General features: G+C 61.0%; 16 protein-coding genes and 1 riboswitch. Of the genes, 7 read left to right on the plus strand and 9 right to left on the minus strand.

What is annotated here, in order from left to right; translation table 11 throughout:
- Window positions 1–18: 18 nt before the first annotated feature.
- From tig to lon, 4 genes are all read left to right on the plus strand, one after another.
- Window positions 19–1,458, plus strand: coding sequence for a trigger factor (tig, locus tag CHB87_RS07715; protein ID WP_089407829.1), 1,440 nt, complete (start codon window positions 19–21; stop codon window positions 1,456–1,458).
- A 55-nt stretch (window positions 1,459–1,513) separates the two neighbouring features.
- Complete coding sequence (gene clpP, locus CHB87_RS07720; RefSeq protein ID WP_089407830.1) at window positions 1,514–2,104, plus strand: ATP-dependent Clp endopeptidase proteolytic subunit ClpP; 591 nt, start codon at window positions 1,514–1,516, stop codon at window positions 2,102–2,104.
- Between the two features lie 197 nt (window positions 2,105–2,301).
- Window positions 2,302–3,588, plus strand: a complete 1,287-nt coding sequence (gene clpX, locus CHB87_RS07725; RefSeq protein ID WP_089407831.1) for an ATP-dependent Clp protease ATP-binding subunit ClpX — start codon at window positions 2,302–2,304, stop codon at window positions 3,586–3,588.
- Between the two features lie 236 nt (window positions 3,589–3,824).
- Window positions 3,825–6,194, plus strand: coding sequence for an endopeptidase La (gene lon, locus CHB87_RS07730; RefSeq protein ID WP_425432469.1), 2,370 nt, complete (start codon window positions 3,825–3,827; stop codon window positions 6,192–6,194).
- Between the two features lie 82 nt (window positions 6,195–6,276).
- On the opposite strand, the gene CHB87_RS21860 is transcribed toward lon, so the two are convergent.
- The 6 genes from CHB87_RS21860 to nuoI form a co-directional block, all read right to left on the minus strand.
- Window positions 6,277–6,426, minus strand: a complete 150-nt coding sequence (locus tag CHB87_RS21860; protein ID WP_142988267.1) for a lmo0937 family membrane protein — start codon at window positions 6,424–6,426, stop codon at window positions 6,277–6,279.
- 118 nt (window positions 6,427–6,544) lie between these two features.
- A complete protein-coding gene (locus CHB87_RS07735) occupies window positions 6,545–6,823 on the minus strand; it encodes a MoaD/ThiS family protein (protein WP_089407833.1) in 279 nt (92 codons plus the stop codon).
- Window positions 6,823–8,115, minus strand: a complete 1,293-nt coding sequence (gene thrC / locus CHB87_RS07740) for a threonine synthase (protein WP_089407834.1) — start codon at window positions 8,113–8,115, stop codon at window positions 6,823–6,825. The genes CHB87_RS07735 and thrC overlap by 1 nt, the downstream gene beginning before the upstream one ends.
- Before the next feature lie 106 nt (window positions 8,116–8,221).
- Window positions 8,222–8,327: riboswitch (SAM riboswitch) on the minus strand.
- Window positions 8,328–8,531: 204 nt separating this feature from the next.
- Window positions 8,532–8,918 carry a response regulator gene (locus CHB87_RS07745; RefSeq protein ID WP_089408125.1) on the minus strand — a complete coding sequence of 129 codons (387 nt, stop codon included), beginning with the start codon at window positions 8,916–8,918 and terminating at the stop codon, window positions 8,532–8,534.
- A 162-nt stretch (window positions 8,919–9,080) separates the two neighbouring features.
- Window positions 9,081–9,695: an HD domain-containing protein gene (locus CHB87_RS07750; RefSeq protein ID WP_089408126.1), complete on the minus strand. Its 615-nt coding sequence runs from the start codon at window positions 9,693–9,695 to the stop codon at window positions 9,081–9,083.
- A 4-nt stretch (window positions 9,696–9,699) separates the two neighbouring features.
- On the minus strand, window positions 9,700–10,206 hold the full coding sequence (gene nuoI, locus CHB87_RS07755) for an NADH-quinone oxidoreductase subunit NuoI (protein ID WP_089407835.1): 507 nt from the start codon (window positions 10,204–10,206) through the stop codon (window positions 9,700–9,702).
- Between the two features lie 139 nt (window positions 10,207–10,345).
- Here nuoI and CHB87_RS07760 point away from each other — a divergent pair, with 139 nt between their 5' ends.
- Together CHB87_RS07760 and CHB87_RS07765 are read left to right on the plus strand one after the other, a co-directional pair.
- Entirely contained in the window at window positions 10,346–10,885 is a 540-nt protein-coding gene (locus tag CHB87_RS07760) for a molybdopterin-dependent oxidoreductase (RefSeq protein ID WP_245817877.1), read from the plus strand.
- Window positions 10,886–10,963: 78 nt separating this feature from the next.
- The gene (locus tag CHB87_RS07765) at window positions 10,964–11,608 is read left to right on the plus strand and encodes a hypothetical protein (protein ID WP_089407837.1); all 645 of its coding nucleotides are present in this window, start codon (window positions 10,964–10,966) and stop codon (window positions 11,606–11,608) included.
- Window positions 11,609–11,652: 44 nt separating this feature from the next.
- Here CHB87_RS07765 and CHB87_RS07770 read toward each other — a convergent pair whose 3' ends face one another.
- Entirely contained in the window at window positions 11,653–13,245 is a 1,593-nt protein-coding gene (locus tag CHB87_RS07770) for a UbiD family decarboxylase (protein WP_089407838.1), read from the minus strand.
- Between the two features lie 173 nt (window positions 13,246–13,418).
- On the opposite strand from CHB87_RS07770, the gene CHB87_RS07775 reads away from it, so the two are divergent.
- Window positions 13,419–14,180 carry an energy transducer TonB gene (locus CHB87_RS07775; protein ID WP_089407839.1) on the plus strand — a complete coding sequence of 254 codons (762 nt, stop codon included), beginning with the start codon at window positions 13,419–13,421 and terminating at the stop codon, window positions 14,178–14,180.
- On the opposite strand, the gene CHB87_RS07780 is transcribed toward CHB87_RS07775, so the two are convergent.
- Window positions 14,177–15,184 carry a VTT domain-containing protein gene (locus CHB87_RS07780; protein WP_089407840.1) on the minus strand — a complete coding sequence of 336 codons (1,008 nt, stop codon included), beginning with the start codon at window positions 15,182–15,184 and terminating at the stop codon, window positions 14,177–14,179. The genes CHB87_RS07775 and CHB87_RS07780 overlap by 4 nt on opposite strands.
- 105 nt (window positions 15,185–15,289) lie before the next feature.
- A complete protein-coding gene (locus tag CHB87_RS07785) occupies window positions 15,290–15,877 on the minus strand; it encodes a Dps family protein (RefSeq protein ID WP_089407841.1) in 588 nt (195 codons plus the stop codon).
- Between the last annotated feature and the right edge of the window lie 7 nt (window positions 15,878–15,884).

The following is a 15,884-nucleotide window of genomic DNA, read 5'->3' on the forward strand; positions in this document are numbered from 1 at the left end:
CACGCGCCATAAGAAGGCATGACTTTGAACCCGACCGAGACAATTGAGACGAACGAACTGGCCGAGACTCAGCCAGAGGCAGCAACCACGCACGAGCACACCCACGATCACGATCATGCGCACGATCACGACCATGCCGGCCACAATCATGGCCCATCGCTCAATCCCGAGCTGATGCGCGAGATCTCGGTGGAAGTCGATGCCGAGACCGTGTCGAAGGCCTTCGCGAGCGTTGTAAAGAAGTACCAGAAGCTCGCCCGCATTCCGGGCTTCCGCGTCGGAAAGGTGCCGGAGTCGGTCATCAAGAGCCGCTTCTCGAAGGACGTCCGCCAGGAGGTTCTGGATACGCTCGTCTCCGAGCGCTTCCGTCAGGCGATCGTCGAGCAGAAGATCAGCCCGGTCTCGCAGCCGCAGTTGACCAATCTGCTGCTGGAGGATGGCGCGCCGCTGCAGTTCAAGGCTGCGTTCGAGGTTCTGCCCGAGCTCGATATCACCGGTTATGACGCGATTGCCGTCACGCGCCCGAACACCGAGCTCTCCGAGCTGGAGTATCAGGCCGAGCTGGCGCGCATCATGGACAACGTCGGAACGGTCGAGCCGGTCGAGGAAGAGCGCGAACTCGTCGACGGCGACTGGGCCGAGATTCAGTTCAAAGGCATCGTGAAGGACGCCGCGCAGGTCGTTACCGAGGATGGCGCCGAGAACGCGACCGTCACCGAGCCGATCACCGGCGAGAACGTGCTGATCGAGGTTGGCGGTTCGAACACCCTGAAGGCGTTCTCGGACGCGCTGCGCGGCCAGAAGGTCGGGCAGGAGATGAACTTCGAGGTCTCCTACCCGGCGGACTTCGGCGAGCCTCGTCTGGCCGGCCAGACCGTCTCTTACGATGTGACCCTGAGCGCGATCAAGAAGAAGACCTTCCCCGAGAAGGATGCGGAGCTTGCCAAGCAGTTCGGCAACTACGAGACGTGGGAGCAGTTCGAGACCGAGCTTCGTGAGCGCGCCGTCGCCCAGAAGAAGGAGCAGGCCGAGAATCAGGCGAAGGAGAAGATGCTCGAAGAGCTGATCGCCAAGTTCATCTTCCCTGTTCCCGAGACCTTCGTGCAGCAGCAGATCGACGCGCGTCTCGACCGCGGTCTCCGCGCGCTCGCCCAGCAGGGTATGACGTCGGACGAGATGCGCAAGCTCGACTTCGTTCGTCTGCGCGCCGCTCAGCGCGATCAGGCCATCAGCGAAGTGAAGGCGTCGCTGATCCTCGATAAGATCGCCGAGGCCGAGAATGTCGTGGTTGAGGACGACGAGCTCGATCGCGAGATCATGATGATGTCCCTCCAGACCCGTGAGCCGCTCGAGACACTGCGCGAGCGCATGACGAAGGATGGCGGTATCGATCGCATGCGCGAGCAGATGCGCCGCGAGAAGACCGGAACCGTGCTCTACGAAAAGATCGCGGCCTAGCCTTTACGGGCCGCGAGCAACCGCAACCGTACCAACCGTAGAGTGAGGAAACACAATGCCATTGATACCGAGCGTCATCGAGCAGACCAGCCGTGGAGAGCGTGCCTACGATATCTACAGCCGCCTGCTTCGCGACAACATCATCTTCCTGGGCACGCCCATCGATGACAACGTCGCAAACGTCGTCATCGCGCAGCTTCTCTTCCTCTCGGGCGAGGACCCGGAGAAGGACATCCAGCTCTACATCAACTCGCCCGGCGGTTCCATCACGGCCGGACTCGCGATCTACGACACCATGCAGTACATCAAGAACGATGTCGTCACCTTTTGCCTGGGACAGGCCGCCAGCATGGGCGCCTTTCTGCTGATGGCTGGAAACAAGGGCAAGCGGTTCGCGCTGCCCAACTCCCGCATCCTGATCCACCAGCCGTCCATGGGCGGGCTGAGCGGTCAGGCGACCGACATCGACATCCACGCTCGCGAGATTCTGCGCATTCGCGAGATCACCAATACCCTGATGAGCAAGAGCACTGGTCAGCCGCTGTCTCAGATCGAGCGCGACGTCGAGCGCGACTTCATCATGACCGCTCCGCAGGCCAAGGAGTACGGGATCATCGACGAAATCATCGATCGGCCTCGCAGTTAGTAGCTGTTCTTCCACACCCGCAGGCAGCGCCCGGACCCGTACGGTTCGGGCGTTTCCACGTCGTTTCCTTTTTATTTCAAGAGGGTTGGCAGTACCTCAGGATACTCTCCCGGCGCCCCTCGCTTCTCCGGGCGATGTTGAATAAGGTGTAAACTAAGCAACGTACGACGCATGGTTAACCAGAGGCCCCACGAACTATGAAAACGCAAAGAGGCTCGGACGAATCGCTACGCTGCTCGTTCTGCCATAAATCGCAGGATGCCGTAGCCAAGCTCATCTCGTCGCCATCGGACTATCCACGCGCCTACATCTGCGACGAGTGCGTCGCGGTGTGCAACTCCATCCTCGAAGACGACCGTTCGGAGGCGCCCGCGGGCGCTGCGCCGGCCCACCTGCCCAAGCCGCAGGAGGTCAAGACCTTCCTCGACGAGTATGTGATCGGCCAGGACCAGACCAAGAAGAAGCTTGCCGTGGCTGTCTATAACCACTACAAGCGCATCCAGATGAATAAGACCCGCGGCAACGATGTGGAGCTATCCAAGTCCAACATCCTGCTCGTCGGGCCGACCGGCTCGGGCAAGACCCTGCTGGCTCAGACGCTTGCCAAGGTGCTCGATGTTCCCTTCGCGATCGTCGACGCGACGACTTTGACGGAGGCCGGCTACGTCGGCGAGGACGTCGAAAACATCATCCTGAAGCTGTTGCAGGCTGCCGATGGCGATGTGGCCCGCGCGCAGAGCGGCATCATCTACATCGACGAGATCGACAAGATCGGACGCAAGGACGAGAATCCCTCGATCACGCGCGACGTCTCCGGCGAAGGCGTGCAGCAGGCGTTGCTGAAGCTGCTCGAAGGCACGGTCGCAAACGTTCCGCCGCAGGGCGGACGCAAGCATCCACATCAGGAGTTCACCGCTGTCGACACCACGAACATCCTTTTCATCTGCGGCGGCGCGTTTGTCGGCCTCGAAAAGGTGATTGGACGCCGCGTTGGCAAGAAGGCTCTCGGCTTCAAGACGGCTCCCCCGGCAGATGGCAGCAACCCCGATATCACGCCGATTCGTGCGCAGCGCGACGCGGAGCTACTACGCCAGGCCGAACCGCAGGATCTGCTCAAGTACGGCCTGATTCCGGAGTTTGTCGGCCGCCTCCCTGTTCTCGGCATCCTGAACGAACTGGACGAGGCTGCGCTGATCGACATCCTCACCAAGCCGAAGAACGCGATTCTAAAGCAGTATCAGAAGCTCTTCGACTATGAAGGCGTGAAGGTGACCTTCACCGACGAGGCTGCCCGCGAGATCGCACGCGAGGCCCTGCAGCGCAAGGTCGGCGCACGCGGCCTGCGCATGATCCTCGAGGAGCTGATGCTCGACCTGATGTACTTCGTGCCCGGCAACAAGAAGGTCAAGGATCTTTCGATCACCGCCGAGATGGTGAAGAAGCATGCTTTGACTCTGCCGATGCTGCTCGAAAAGGCTGGCTAGAACCGCTTCAAAAGAAACACGAGCCGGGTGGCGCAATGCGCTCCCCGGCTCTTCTTTTGGCCCTGCCAAATCAATCCTCACTGGGCTGCTGTATTGCAGAGGGGAAACGCATTACAATCGCTTGAACGCAGGATGCCGGGGTTGCATCGTTCCAGTTGCCGACCACGTCTAATCTCAGGAGAACAATGAAAAGTCCAGCCAAGCAAACTCTGAGCGGCGACGTACGGAAGCTACCCATGATGCCCATCCGGGACATGGTGATCTTTCCCCACATGATGACGCCCTTCGTCGTAGGCCGCGAATCCAGCGTTCGCGCGCTCGAAGAGGCGCTCACCGGCGATCGAAAGATCTTTCTTGCAACCCAGCATGACGCCTCGGTCGACGAGCCCAGCGCCGACGACATCTTCGAGGTCGGCACCATCGGCAACATCGTCCAGAGCGTAAAGATGCCGGACGGCAATATCAAGGTGCTGGTCGAAGGCATCGAGCGCGGACGCGCCACCGAGATCAACGACGAGGACGGCTTCTTCGTCGCGACGGTCCAAACCGGCCGCACCCATCTCGACCTCACCCCGCAGGTTGAAGGCCTCATGCAGCGCGTCCACACGCTCTTCGAGCAGTACGTGAAGCTGCAGCAAAGTCTGAACTACGAGACCATGGCCGCCAGCGTACGGGCCGACGAACCCGCGAAGCTGGCCGACACCATCGCCGCCAACCTGCAGCTCTCCATTGAGGAGAAGCAGGCGCTGCTGGATGTATTCGACCCGGAATCGCGCCTCTCGCAGGTCGCCGACGTGCTCGACCTGGCCATCGAGAAGCTCAACATGGACCGCACCATCCAGTCGCGCGTGAAGCGCCAGATGGAGAAGGCCCAGAAGGAGTATTACCTCAACGAGAAGATCAAGGCCATCCAGAAGGAGCTCGGCAAGGGCGAAAAGTCGGAGTACGACGAGCTGAAGAAGAAGATTGAAGCCGCCGGCATGCCGAAGGATGTCCTCGACAAAAGCCTGCAGGAGCTCAAGAAGCTCGAAGCCATGCCGCCGATGTCGGCCGAGTCGACCGTGAGCCGCAATTACCTCGACTGGCTGCTGGCCGTGCCGTGGAAGAAACGCTCGAAGGAGATTCGTTCGCTTGAGCACGCGGAGCAGATTCTGAACGAGGACCACTACGGCCTCGAAAAGATCAAGGAGCGCATCCTCGAATTCCTGGCGGTGCGCCAGCTCGTCAAGAATCCCAAGGGCTCGATCCTCTGCTTTGTCGGACCTCCGGGCGTCGGCAAGACCTCGCTCGGCCAGTCGATCGCCAAGGCCACCGGCCGCAAGTTTGTCCGCATGTCGCTGGGCGGCGTGCGCGACGAGGCCGAGATTCGCGGGCATCGTCGCACCTACATCGGCGCCCTTCCCGGTCAGGTGATCCAGTCGATGAAGAAGGCCGGGACCAAGAATCCGGTCTTCATGCTGGACGAGATCGACAAGATGGCCTCGGACTTCCGCGGCGATCCGGCCAGTGCCCTGCTCGAGGTCCTCGACCCGGAACAGAACACGAGCTTCCAGGATCATTATCTCGATGTCGAGTACGATCTTTCGCAGGTGCTCTTCGTCGCCACGGCCAATGTTCTCGACACCATCCCGGGGCCGCTGCAGGACCGCATGGAGATCATTCGGTTGCACGGTTACACCGAGGTCGAGAAGCTGGAGATCGCCCGCCAGTACCTCGTCAAGAAGCAGCGCGAAGGCAACGGCCTGACCGAGGACCAGTTCTCGATCGACGACTCGGCCCTGAAGTCGATCATTCGCTACTACACGCGCGAGGCGGGCGTCCGCAACCTCGAACGTGAGATCGGCAATGTAGGCCGCAAGATCGCCCGCAGGGTCGTGCAGAACGGACCGGAGCACACCGAAAAGGTTACCGGCGAGACGGTCGAAGATCTGCTCGGCACGGCGAAGTTCCGCGACTCCGAGGTACAGGCGGCCAGCGAGGTTGGACTTGTGACTGGGCTTGCGTGGACATCGGTTGGCGGTACGATCCTCCAGACCGAGGTGCAGGTGCTCGAAGGCAAGGGTAAGATGTCCGCGACCGGCCAGCTTGGCGACGTGATGAAGGAGTCGGCCGAGGCCGCGCTCACCTACATCCGCTCGCGCGCCAATCACCTGGGGCTGACCAAGGACTTCTACCGGCACATCGACATTCATGTTCACGTGCCGGAAGGAGCCACGCCGAAGGACGGTCCGTCGGCCGGCATCACCATCGCCACCGGCCTTGCCAGCGCGCTCACCAAGATCAAGGTGCGCCGCGACATCGCCATGACGGGCGAGATCACCCTTCGGGGCAAGGTGCTGCCGATCGGCGGCCTGAAGGAGAAGCTGCTGGCGGCACACCGCGCGGGCATCTTCGAGGCGGTGCTCCCTGCCGATAACCGCAAGGATCTGGCCGATCTGCCCGACCTCATCAAGAACACGATGAAACTGCACTTCGTCGAGCAGATGGATGAGGTGTTGAAGATCGCGCTCGAAGAGAAGCTCACCGCGCTCGACGAGGACACCCCGGCCGTGCTGGCGAATGTGATTCCGCCGGTGATGCCAGCATCTCATCCCGCGCATCAATAGTTGGGTGCAAGACGAACAAAGCAAAAGGCCAGACTCGAAAGAGTCTGGCCTTTTGCTTTGCCTGAAGACGTTATGGCGGCGGTTAGACCGTTCGACGGCCACTGACAAAGTGCATGATGATGGAGATCAGGGCGAACAGCAGAAGGATATGGATCGCAAAGCTGCTGACGTGCATGATGGTGAAGCCACCCAGCCAGAGAACGATCAAAACGACGGCGAGAATAAGAAACATGGGAGACCTGCTTTCTGTTTGGCGATCGTCGCAGCCCGCGCAATCGGCAACAAATAGTGAGAGCAACGAATGCCGCCATTCGTTGCTCGCAGGTTTAAAATAGTCTCGATTCCCGCTTCTAGCAGCCGCCGGCGATGGACGGGATCAACATGACCTCGTCTCCATCCTGAAAGGCGTAGGTATCACCGCCGAGGAAACGGATATCTTCGTCGTTGACGTAGATGTTGATGAAGCGACGGATCTTGCCGTTCTCATCCTTGATCTGGGTAGCGAGCGCCGGGAAGGTCGTGTCGATCTCGGAGACGAGTCCGGGGAGATTGGCGGCGGTTGAGACGAGCTGCTTCTGACCGTCGGTATGGCGGACAAAGGCGGTCGGAAGAATCACTTTGAAAGACATCAGTAGGCTCCTGCGGGTTCTAGTTCGGGTTTCTGGTTCGTCGCGCCATCGAGCTCTTCGAGGTACGCAGCAAAGTCGGATAGACGCGGGCGCACAGCGCGCGAGTCCAGATGCGTGAATCGGCCAGCGAGCGCGTCGGTGGTCTTCAGGCCGTTACCGGTGATGACCGCGACCGTGACCTCATCCTTGCCGATGCGACCCTGCTGGATCAGGCGAGCGGTGACGGCGGTGGTGACGCCGCCGGCGGTCTCGGTGAAGATTCCCTCGGTCTCAGCGAGTTCCTGGATGCCGGAGACGATCTCGACATCGGAGACGTCCTCCGCCCAGCCGCCGGTTCCCTGAATCATCTTCGACGCAGCCGGGCCGTCCGCCGGGTTCCCGATCGCCAGCGAACGAGCGATCGTGTTCGGCTTCTGCGGCTCGATGTAATCCCATCCCTGCTTGACCGACTGCGAGATCGGCGAGCAGCCGGTCGCCTGCGCACCGAAGAAGCGTACCGGCTTATCCTCGACCAGACCCAGCGTAATCAGTTCATTGAAGGCCTTGCGAATCTTGCGAATCAGCGAGCCGCCGGCCATCGGGCAGACGATGTTGTCGGGGAGCTTCCAGCCGAGCTGCTCGGCGATCTCATACCCCACCGTCTTCGAACCCTCGGCGTAGTAGGGACGGAGGTTCACGTTCACGAAGCCGTAGCTGTACTCGTCCGCCACCAGCGTGCAGAGACGGTTCACATGGTCGTAGTTGCCGTCGATCCGCACCAGGCGTGCGTTGTAGACGAGTGTATTCAGAATCTTCGCCGGCTCGAGGTCCGCCGGGATCAGGATGCACGCCTTGATGCCCAGACGCGCGGCCTGTGCGGCGACCGAGTTGGCGAGGTTGCCGGTCGACGAGCAACCGACGGTCTCAAAGCCGAACTTTTGCGCATTCGCGAGCGCGACCGAGACGACGCGGTCCTTGAAGGAGAGCGTCGGGAAGCAGACGGCGTCATTCTTGATGTAAAGATTGGTGGCGCCGACGCGCTTGCCAAGATTGCGGGCGCGCAGCAGCGGCGTGAAGCCGACCGGCAGATCGGGCTGGAAGCCCTCGGGGATGGGGAGAAGCGCCGCATAGCGCCAGATGTTGTGCGGACCCGCAGCGACGGACTCGCGCGTGAACTTTCCACGGACCTGCTCCAGATCGTAGGCAATCTCAAGTGGGGCAAAGCAGTCAGGGCAGCCGGAGAGTGGGCGATTGCCGAAACGCTTGCCACACTCGTTACATTTCAGCTCATAGACCGACGAAAAGTATTCCATCACACTCTCTTCCGAGGGTATGGGATATGGTCCTGAGACTGTCTCTTTTAGAAGGGGGATGCAGGAAAAACGGACGGCAGGCCCTACAAAGCCATGCATGCTCCGAATCTCATGTTCCCCGTTTCCAGGAGAGAGTTGACACCGGTACGATCTTGCCTTGTCCGGTTGTCGTGGCGTCTCAGGGCTCGTCCCTCAACCACTCTGCATGAAATTCAAATCTGCCGAAGCAGACTGGAATAGAGCGACTTTATCATAAACATCGAAGCGTCTGCAAACCGTACGATATGCGCGCCTCAACTGGAATCAGGCTTCACGGAGAACACATCATGGCTTGCTCCGTCCTCTATCACTTCCCTGAAGGCGACTCGATGCCGATGCTCGAAGATGAAGAGGCCTGATCCGTCAGGCCTGCTCTGTCAGTGCCGGGTAACCGCGTCGCGAACGCCATCGACGAACGCGCCGGGATCAAACTCCGTGCGCAGAATCTCGTCCGGGCAGTCGGTCATGATCGCCACGCGCCAGTTGCAGACGAAGGCAACCAACTGCTGATGCTGCGCGGTCTTGATCTGCGAGCAGAGCTCTTCGGCCTCGCTCACGGCAGACTCCCCTTCCACGTCGATCAGCACCAGGTCGTAAGGGCGCGACCAGAACTTCATCAGGCCTTCCTTGGCCGACAAGGTCGAGTCGACCTCGAAGCCGGAGATGCGCAGAATCTGATCGCGCAGCGGGCGCAGCATCTCGCGCTTGCAGATGTGAAGAACCGATTTCTTTTCAGGTGAAGACAGCGGAGGAATGGCGCCCATCGAGTTCATTATCCAGCAAAGATTCCTGTGCCAGGTCACCATTCTAAACACGGTGAGTGCACCCAAACCCTATCGCACAGGGATGGCAGGATTGATCTCTGTTTGAACAGTTTATCGGGGGGCTCGCGCGACTGCAACCTCCCGCCATCGACGATCGCCCGTTCAGTGCAGATGCTCGGCAGCTTCGATGGAGACCGCGGCAAGAAACGCCCGGTGCGCCAGAATACGCTGCTCCGCCAGTTCCCTTGCGGCCGGGAGATTCAGGAGCTGTGGGAGCGTATCGACGGCTCTTTGCAGCAGCGCCACGGCGGGGGTGAACGTCGCAAAGCGCGTGTCTCGCCCTACCTTGCAGATCGTCCGCAGGATGCCGACCGCGCCGAGCTGCTCAAGGATGTCGGCGTCGCGCAGGATGGCGCCTTCGATCGTCGTCGGTTCGAACTGCGGCTGGTGCGTTCGAATGCACTCCAGCACAGCTTCAATCTTTTCCGGCGGAAATCCCATCCCGGTCAACAGACTGGGCGAGACGCGCAGCGCATACCCACAGCAGTCCCATGCCTCGAGCGCCGCTTTTTCTTCCGGACGATGCCCGGTGAAGACGCCCAGATCGTGCATCCAGGCCGCTGCGTAGACGACGTCGTCGTCATAGGCCAACCCGGCGCCGATCTTGCGAGTTAGTTCGTAAAGGCGTGGCTGATGGCCGAACTTTTCAACAGGCTGCGCCTCGCGGGCGATGTAAGCCGCCAGCTCCGCGCGCCAGTCCGACCCGGTTCCGTTCATCAATCTACGCCAGCGCGTCCGCGTGATCCTTGCCGCCGCCCGGCTTCAGTGGCATCGCCGGCTGGATGCCGACCAGCAGGTCTTCCTTGCGCATGACCAGCGTGGTCGCGTTCAGAGAGGCCAGCTCGAAGCCGTGGCCGTGCGTGATCGCGTCCGTCGGGCAGGCCTCGACGCAGTACCCGCAGAAGATGCAGCGGTTGTAGTCGATGTTGTAGACCTTGGCGTAGCGTTCGGCCGAGGAGATGCGCACCTCTTCGGTGTTCTCCGCCGCCTCGATGTAGATGCAGTTCGAAGGACAGGCCGCCGCGCATAGAAAGCAGGCGACGCACTTCTCGAGGCCGTTCTCGTCGCGCTGGAGCTGGTGCTTGCCGCGGAAGCGCTCCTGGAAGATGGCGCCACGCATCGGCCCCTTGCCGTCGGGATAGTTCTCGACCTCGGTCGGCTGAAACATCTGCCCGAAGGTAATGCTCATACCTTTGGCGAGGGCGGCGGCGTCTTTGACGATGGACATAAAAAAAGTATAACCGTTTTCTTTTTGTCATTCCCGCAGGGAACCCGCTGTTGCGTTTGTTTTTCCGGTTGTGCTCTTCGCAGCGGATCTGCCATTGCCTTTTCAGCTCTGCGATAATCTCCAGACGGAGCCAACCAACATGTTCAGCCGCCGCACGCTTGCCGCCGCCTTCGCCATCGCCGCCTTCGCATCGCAGATCCAGCCCGTCCATGCGCAGATGGCGAAGATGGAGGAGCACACGCATAAGCCCTCCGCTCCGTCGACCAGCCTGAGCCTGACCGTCGCGGGCAAGACCACCACCTATGCGCTCGCCGACCTGCAGGCGATGCCGCAGAAGACTGTCACGGTCCACAACGCGCACGCCAATACGGACGAAACCTACACCGGCGTCCTCGTCAGCGACCTGCTGGCGAAGGTCGGCGTCACGCCCGAGAAGCTGGGCAACAAGGCGATCTACCACAGCTACCTTAAGGCCGAGGGCACGGACGCCTATTGGGTGCTCTACTCGGCGACCGAGATCGAGCCCGCGATGCACAAGTCGACCGCGATCATCGCGCTCACGGTCGGCGGCAAGCCCATCGGCGAGGACGGCGTGTTCAAGTTCGTCGCCAGCGACGACGTGCATCCGGCTCGTTGGGTGAGGAATCTGAAGGCGCTCACCTTTGTGACGGTGGAATGAAGTTGCCGAATTTAAGGATTGGTGCACCAGTTGGAATCTTAATGATCTGCACGATGAATTCACGAGTATGCTCATCCGATGACGCCGTTCAAATTTAATAGCTCTGAACTCCTAATTTCGCCAAAAGAACTGGTTCAATTATTGGGCGAAAAGATGGACACTTTATGGAAAGCTCAACCTAAAGCGACCAATGCTGAATGGACCCGCCAAGTTAAGGGGTTTCTACGGGAAATCGCGCAGGGGCTTTCGAACTTGGAACCGGACGTCAAAATTGAGGTTCTTTACACCAACGCCGCTCCAGACACCCACGAGTTTCTTCTGGACCTTGTCTGGTGGTGCAGAAGAGGCGAGCCAGTCAAAACCGAGTTCATGGCGCTTGCGGCTGAGATTGAGTGGGCGTCATTCTGGTGGGGGTCCCCCGGTGAATCTCTCGGCAACCATGTACGTGATCGCGTTGGCGAAGATTTTGGCAAGCTAACGGTGGTGAAATCTCCTATCAAGCTGATGATTTTTTGCACAGATAAAAGCGGTCCCGAGAGGACGCATGAACCTATTCAGAGAATTGTCCTTGATGAGATCGATCGTTATCTGCGGGCCTACGCTCACCACATTCCCGGAGAAGCATACGTCTTGTTGGACGTCGCTACCGATGGAAACCGGAAAGCATGGATCCGAACTGTGGACGATGTAGGGATCTTGTCGGCACTCAAAGTCTTGATGTAACCCCCAACTGGGCTTACATCAAGGCTTCTTGACGACCGAGTACCCTACTCCACCCCCAGCTTCTTCCACATCGCATCTACCTTCGCCTTCACCGCCGCATCCATCTGGAGCATCGGCGGCCATTCGCGCGTGAAGCCTTCGGCGGCCCACTTGCGCGTGGCGTCGATGCCCATCTTGCTGCCGTAGTTCGGCAGGCGGCTGGCATGGTCGAGCGAGTCCACCGGCCCCAGGGTGAACTGGATATCGCGCTCGGGGTCGATATTGTTCGCCGTGCGCAGCGTTACCTCATTCAGGTCCTGTACATCGCAGTCCTCGTCGACGACGATGATGCACTTGGTGAACATCGCCTGGCCCATCGCCCAGATGCCGCTCATCACCTTGCGCGCGTGGCCCGCGTAAGACTTGCGGATCGACACGATCATCAGGTTGTGGAAGACGCCCGCTGCGGGAAGGTTGACATCGACAATCTCAGGCAATGTGAGCTGCATCAGCGGCAGGAAGATCCGCTCGACAGCCTTGCCCATCCACGCGTCTTCCATCGGAGGCTTGCCCACGACGGTTGCGGTGTAGATCGGGTCCTTGCGATGCGTGATGCAGGTGACGTGGAAGACCGGGTAGTCGTCCTTCATGGTGTAAAAACCGGTGTGGTCGCCGAAGGGGCCCTCAGTGCGCAGCTCGCCGAGCTGGACGTAGCCTTCGAGAATGTACTCGGCGTGCGCGGGCACCTCGAGATCGACCGTCTCCGCCTTCACCAGCTCAACCGGCTTCTGCCGCAGGAAGCCGGAGATCAGGTACTCCTCGACCTCTGGCGGCGCGGGCACGATGGCCGAAAAGGTCGTCGCCGGGTCGGTGCCGATGGCGACGGCGACCTCCATCCGGTCGCCGCGAATCTTCGTCAGCGTCTGGACACCGATGGAGGCGGTGGAGGCCGCTGCGGTCGTGCCGCCGGCGGTCAGGGCCATCAGGTCGACGGCCGCAGCCTTGTCGGTGGTGGAGGCGCGCAGGCGGTCGCGAAGCTGCTCGGCTGCGTTCTTCTGCCGCTGCCAGTGCATGCCGGTCGTCTGGCCGTCGTAGACCTGCATGCGATACATGCCGACGTTACGCTTGCCGGACTTCGGATCACGGGTGATGACGCAAGGCAGCGTGATGAACGGACCGCCGTCCTGCGGCCAGGTGGTGAGCACGGGCAGCTTCGTTAGATCGACGTCGGCGCCCTTCAGGACGACCTCCTTGCAAGCGGCTTCGCGACGGTCGATGACCTTCGGGAAGAAGCTGCCGATCTCGGCCAGCTTGGGCAGCATCTTCAGCTTTTCAAGCAGACCGACGGGCGATTCAGGATGGAGCAGCACGCGGATGCGCTCGGCGATGCCGTCGAGCGAGTCCACTTCCAGAGCCAGCTTCATGCGGCGTTCGGAGCCGAACTGATTCATCAGCACGCGTGCGCCAGGATAGCCGGTGACGTTCTCGAACAGCAGCGCCGGGCCGCCCTCGCCGCGCGTCGCAGTCGCGGGCAGCTTAGCCACACGGTCGGCGATCTCCGCCATCTCGAGCACGGGCGAGACCGCCTGCTTGATCCTGACCAACTCCCCTGCCTTTTCCAACTGCCTGATCCACTGCCGAAGATCGCTGTAAGCCAATGCCCTGCTCCTATCGTTTCCTACCTGATGATAAAGGTTCCGAACGGAGGGAGTTTCAGCGCATCCACACGATGCGGCATGGAACATCGTAAGAGGCTGAGGTGTCTAAGGTTGTGGACGCATTCCTCGCTGGATACGCCCCGATTCCAAAGCTCCAGGAGAGGGTGAAGCCCATGTTCGAGGACAGCCTGTTTTCATCGCAGCCCCAGCCCGCCACGTCGCGCAAACGCTGGACAACCGTTGCATCGATCGGGATTCAATGCGCCATCGCGGGAGCGATCATCGCCGTGCCGATGCTCAACCCGGAGACGCTGCACACTGCCGTCACCCCACCGTCCGCCGTGTTCTTCATGCACCGCGAGCCCCCTCCACCGCCGAAGCCCGTACCGGTTCGTCTCGCGGAGAGCGTCACGAACAGCGTATCCACAACTCCGCAGCCGATGGTCGAGCGCATTCACAGCGCGTTGCCGTCGCGGCCTGCCGCTGCGGCAGCCGACGACGGCCCGGCTCCCCTGATCGCAATGAACAGCGGCATGGGGAACGGCAGCGCCATCACCGCGCTTACCGGAACAGGCACAGGAACGGGGGTTGGAGTCAGCGTCTCTGCGGCGCCCGGCGGCGAGGCTGGACGTCCCGGCACTCCGCCGCGCATCTCTTCCGGCGTGTCGAAAGGCATGCTGATCACGGAGATCAAACCGGTCTATCCGACCATCGCCAGGGCCGCGCGTGTCCAAGGCACGATCATGCTCTCGGCTGTGATCGACAAGACAGGCCGGATTACCGGACTCCAGGTGGTTAGTGGGCCGGAGATGCTGCGAGGCGCGGCGCTCGATGCGGTACGCGGCGCTCGCTACCGGCCGTTCCTGCTCAACGGCGAACCGACCGAGGTGCTGACGACGATCTCGGTCAACTTCCGGATGGATGGGCAGGCTTAGATCGTGATGGGATGCGCGGTGGCGGGATCGGTCAGCGATGTCGCCGCCGGGGTCTCCACATAGTCGACCAGCGGGTAACCCAAGTCGCGCCAACCTTCGAAGCCTCCACGCAGCGGACGCACCCGGTTGATGCCCAGCTTGTGCAACTGCATCGCGACCTTCGCGCTGGTCTCTTCGCTGGGACAGGTACAGTAGAGGATCACGTCGCGGTCGCGCGGCAGGATGTCCTTATGGAGCGTAAGCTCGGCAGGTCCGACGCGCACCGCGCCGGGCAGCACACGGGGGTCGGGCATGTAGTCCAGCGGATGACGCAGGTCGACGATGAACGGCGGAATATGCCCCAGCCGGGTCGCCATCTCCATCATGGAAAGCAGTTCGGCAGGTTCGAGCCGCATCTCACGCACGCTCAGCAGGAACTTGCGGTTGCGATAGAGCCGCTGAAAGATGAAGCCCAGCACCATCAATGCGAAGATCGCCACGGCAAAGTGGCCGAGAATCGCGAAGAACGGCGCGCTCCGCTTGGCGATGTCACCGAAGAAGCGTCCTGCCAGCAGATACGCCTCCGCCCAGACGATCGACCCGAGCAGATCGTAGAGCAGGAAGCGCGGAAGCGGCATGCCGGTCTGTCCGGCAATCGGAGCCGCGACGGTCGAGAGACCGGGGATGAACTTCGCGAACAGCAGAGTGACCGCGCCGCGACGGCTGAAGTAACCCTCCGTCTTGCTGACACAGGTCGAGGCCTCCAGCGAGAACCGGCAGAGCAGCTTGAGCACGGCGTTGCCATAGCGCCGGCCCAGCCAGTACCAGCTCGTGTCCGCGATCAGGCACGCGGCCACCACCGTCACCAGCGCCAGACTGTTGTGGACGCGGTGGGTCGCCGACAGTGTCCCGGCTGTCAACAGCAGCGGGATACTGGGGATGGGGATTCCGAATTGTTCGACCAGCACCCAGACGAAAAGGATCACATAGGCGTACTGGACGAAGAATGCAAGTGCGATGGGCATAGCCGTTAACGAATAGATGAACAGATTCTGCGCTTTGATGCATGTGGAATACAAACGAAGCGGCCCGGCGAATGGTCGCCGGGCCGGTATTCGATATTTTTCCGCCTACACTGCGAAGGTCAGAGGCATCTCGACCAGGTGCTGGCCGATGAACCAGGACTGCAGTTCGTTCGGGCGAAGCACGTCGCTGACCACCAGGTCGTTGGTCCCCTGGTCGCCCGCGTCGTCGGCAGCCTCGGAGATATCGAGGCACTCCTTGATGATGATCTTGTGCGCTTCGAGCAGGCGCGAGATCTGCACCGGAACCTCTTCCTTGCCCTTCGGCGGACGCGGCACCTTGGTCATCTCCGCGACATCTCCACCCATGGCGACGGTCACGCCACCCAGCAACTGGATGCGCTCGGCGATGGTGTCGACGATGTCGACCTGCTCCTCGAAGTGCTTGTCGAAGAGGAGGTGGAGCTGGTAGAAGGTCGGTCCGCCAACCTGCCAGTGGTGCTTCTTATACATGTCGCGCAGCGCGATCGAATCGGCAAGAAGCTGGTTCAGCTTCTTCACCATCTCGGTGCGGACCTTCTGGTCGAGCGGGTGCGGCAGATCGGCCGTCACGGTTCCAAATGCCTGAATTTCACGTGCCTGTGCGTGCCAGTTTGGGGTTGCCAGGTCAGCCTTGCCGCTTTTATCCTTTGCCATCTGCTTT

The sequence above is a fragment of the Granulicella rosea genome, assembly GCF_900188085.1.
GTDB lineage: Bacteria > Acidobacteriota > Terriglobia > Terriglobales > Acidobacteriaceae > Edaphobacter > Edaphobacter rosea.

Coding starts and splice junctions, on each gene's coding strand:
- tig (WP_089407829.1), top strand. CDS start 19: ATGACTTTGAACCCGACCGAGACAATTGAGACGAACGAACTGGCCGAG.
- clpP (WP_089407830.1), top strand. CDS start 1,514: ATGCCATTGATACCGAGCGTCATCGAGCAGACCAGCCGTGGAGAGCGT.
- clpX (WP_089407831.1), top strand. CDS start 2,302: ATGAAAACGCAAAGAGGCTCGGACGAATCGCTACGCTGCTCGTTCTGC.
- lon (WP_425432469.1), top strand. CDS start 3,825: ATGATGCCCATCCGGGACATGGTGATCTTTCCCCACATGATGACGCCC.
- CHB87_RS21860 (WP_142988267.1), bottom strand. CDS start 6,426: ATGTTTCTTATTCTCGCCGTCGTTTTGATCGTTCTCTGGCTGGGTGGC.
- CHB87_RS07735 (WP_089407833.1), bottom strand. CDS start 6,823: ATGTCTTTCAAAGTGATTCTTCCGACCGCCTTTGTCCGCCATACCGAC.
- thrC (WP_089407834.1), bottom strand. CDS start 8,115: ATGGAATACTTTTCGTCGGTCTATGAGCTGAAATGTAACGAGTGTGGC.
- CHB87_RS07745 (WP_089408125.1), bottom strand. CDS start 8,918: ATGGGCGCCATTCCTCCGCTGTCTTCACCTGAAAAGAAATCGGTTCTT.
- CHB87_RS07750 (WP_089408126.1), bottom strand. CDS start 9,695: ATGAACGGAACCGGGTCGGACTGGCGCGCGGAGCTGGCGGCTTACATC.
- nuoI (WP_089407835.1), bottom strand. CDS start 10,206: ATGTCCATCGTCAAAGACGCCGCCGCCCTCGCCAAAGGTATGAGCATT.
- CHB87_RS07760 (WP_245817877.1), top strand. CDS start 10,346: ATGTTCAGCCGCCGCACGCTTGCCGCCGCCTTCGCCATCGCCGCCTTC.
- CHB87_RS07765 (WP_089407837.1), top strand. CDS start 10,964: ATGACGCCGTTCAAATTTAATAGCTCTGAACTCCTAATTTCGCCAAAA.
- CHB87_RS07775 (WP_089407839.1), top strand. CDS start 13,419: ATGTTCGAGGACAGCCTGTTTTCATCGCAGCCCCAGCCCGCCACGTCG.
- CHB87_RS07780 (WP_089407840.1), bottom strand. CDS start 15,184: ATGCCCATCGCACTTGCATTCTTCGTCCAGTACGCCTATGTGATCCTT.
- CHB87_RS07785 (WP_089407841.1), bottom strand. CDS start 15,877: ATGGCAAAGGATAAAAGCGGCAAGGCTGACCTGGCAACCCCAAACTGG.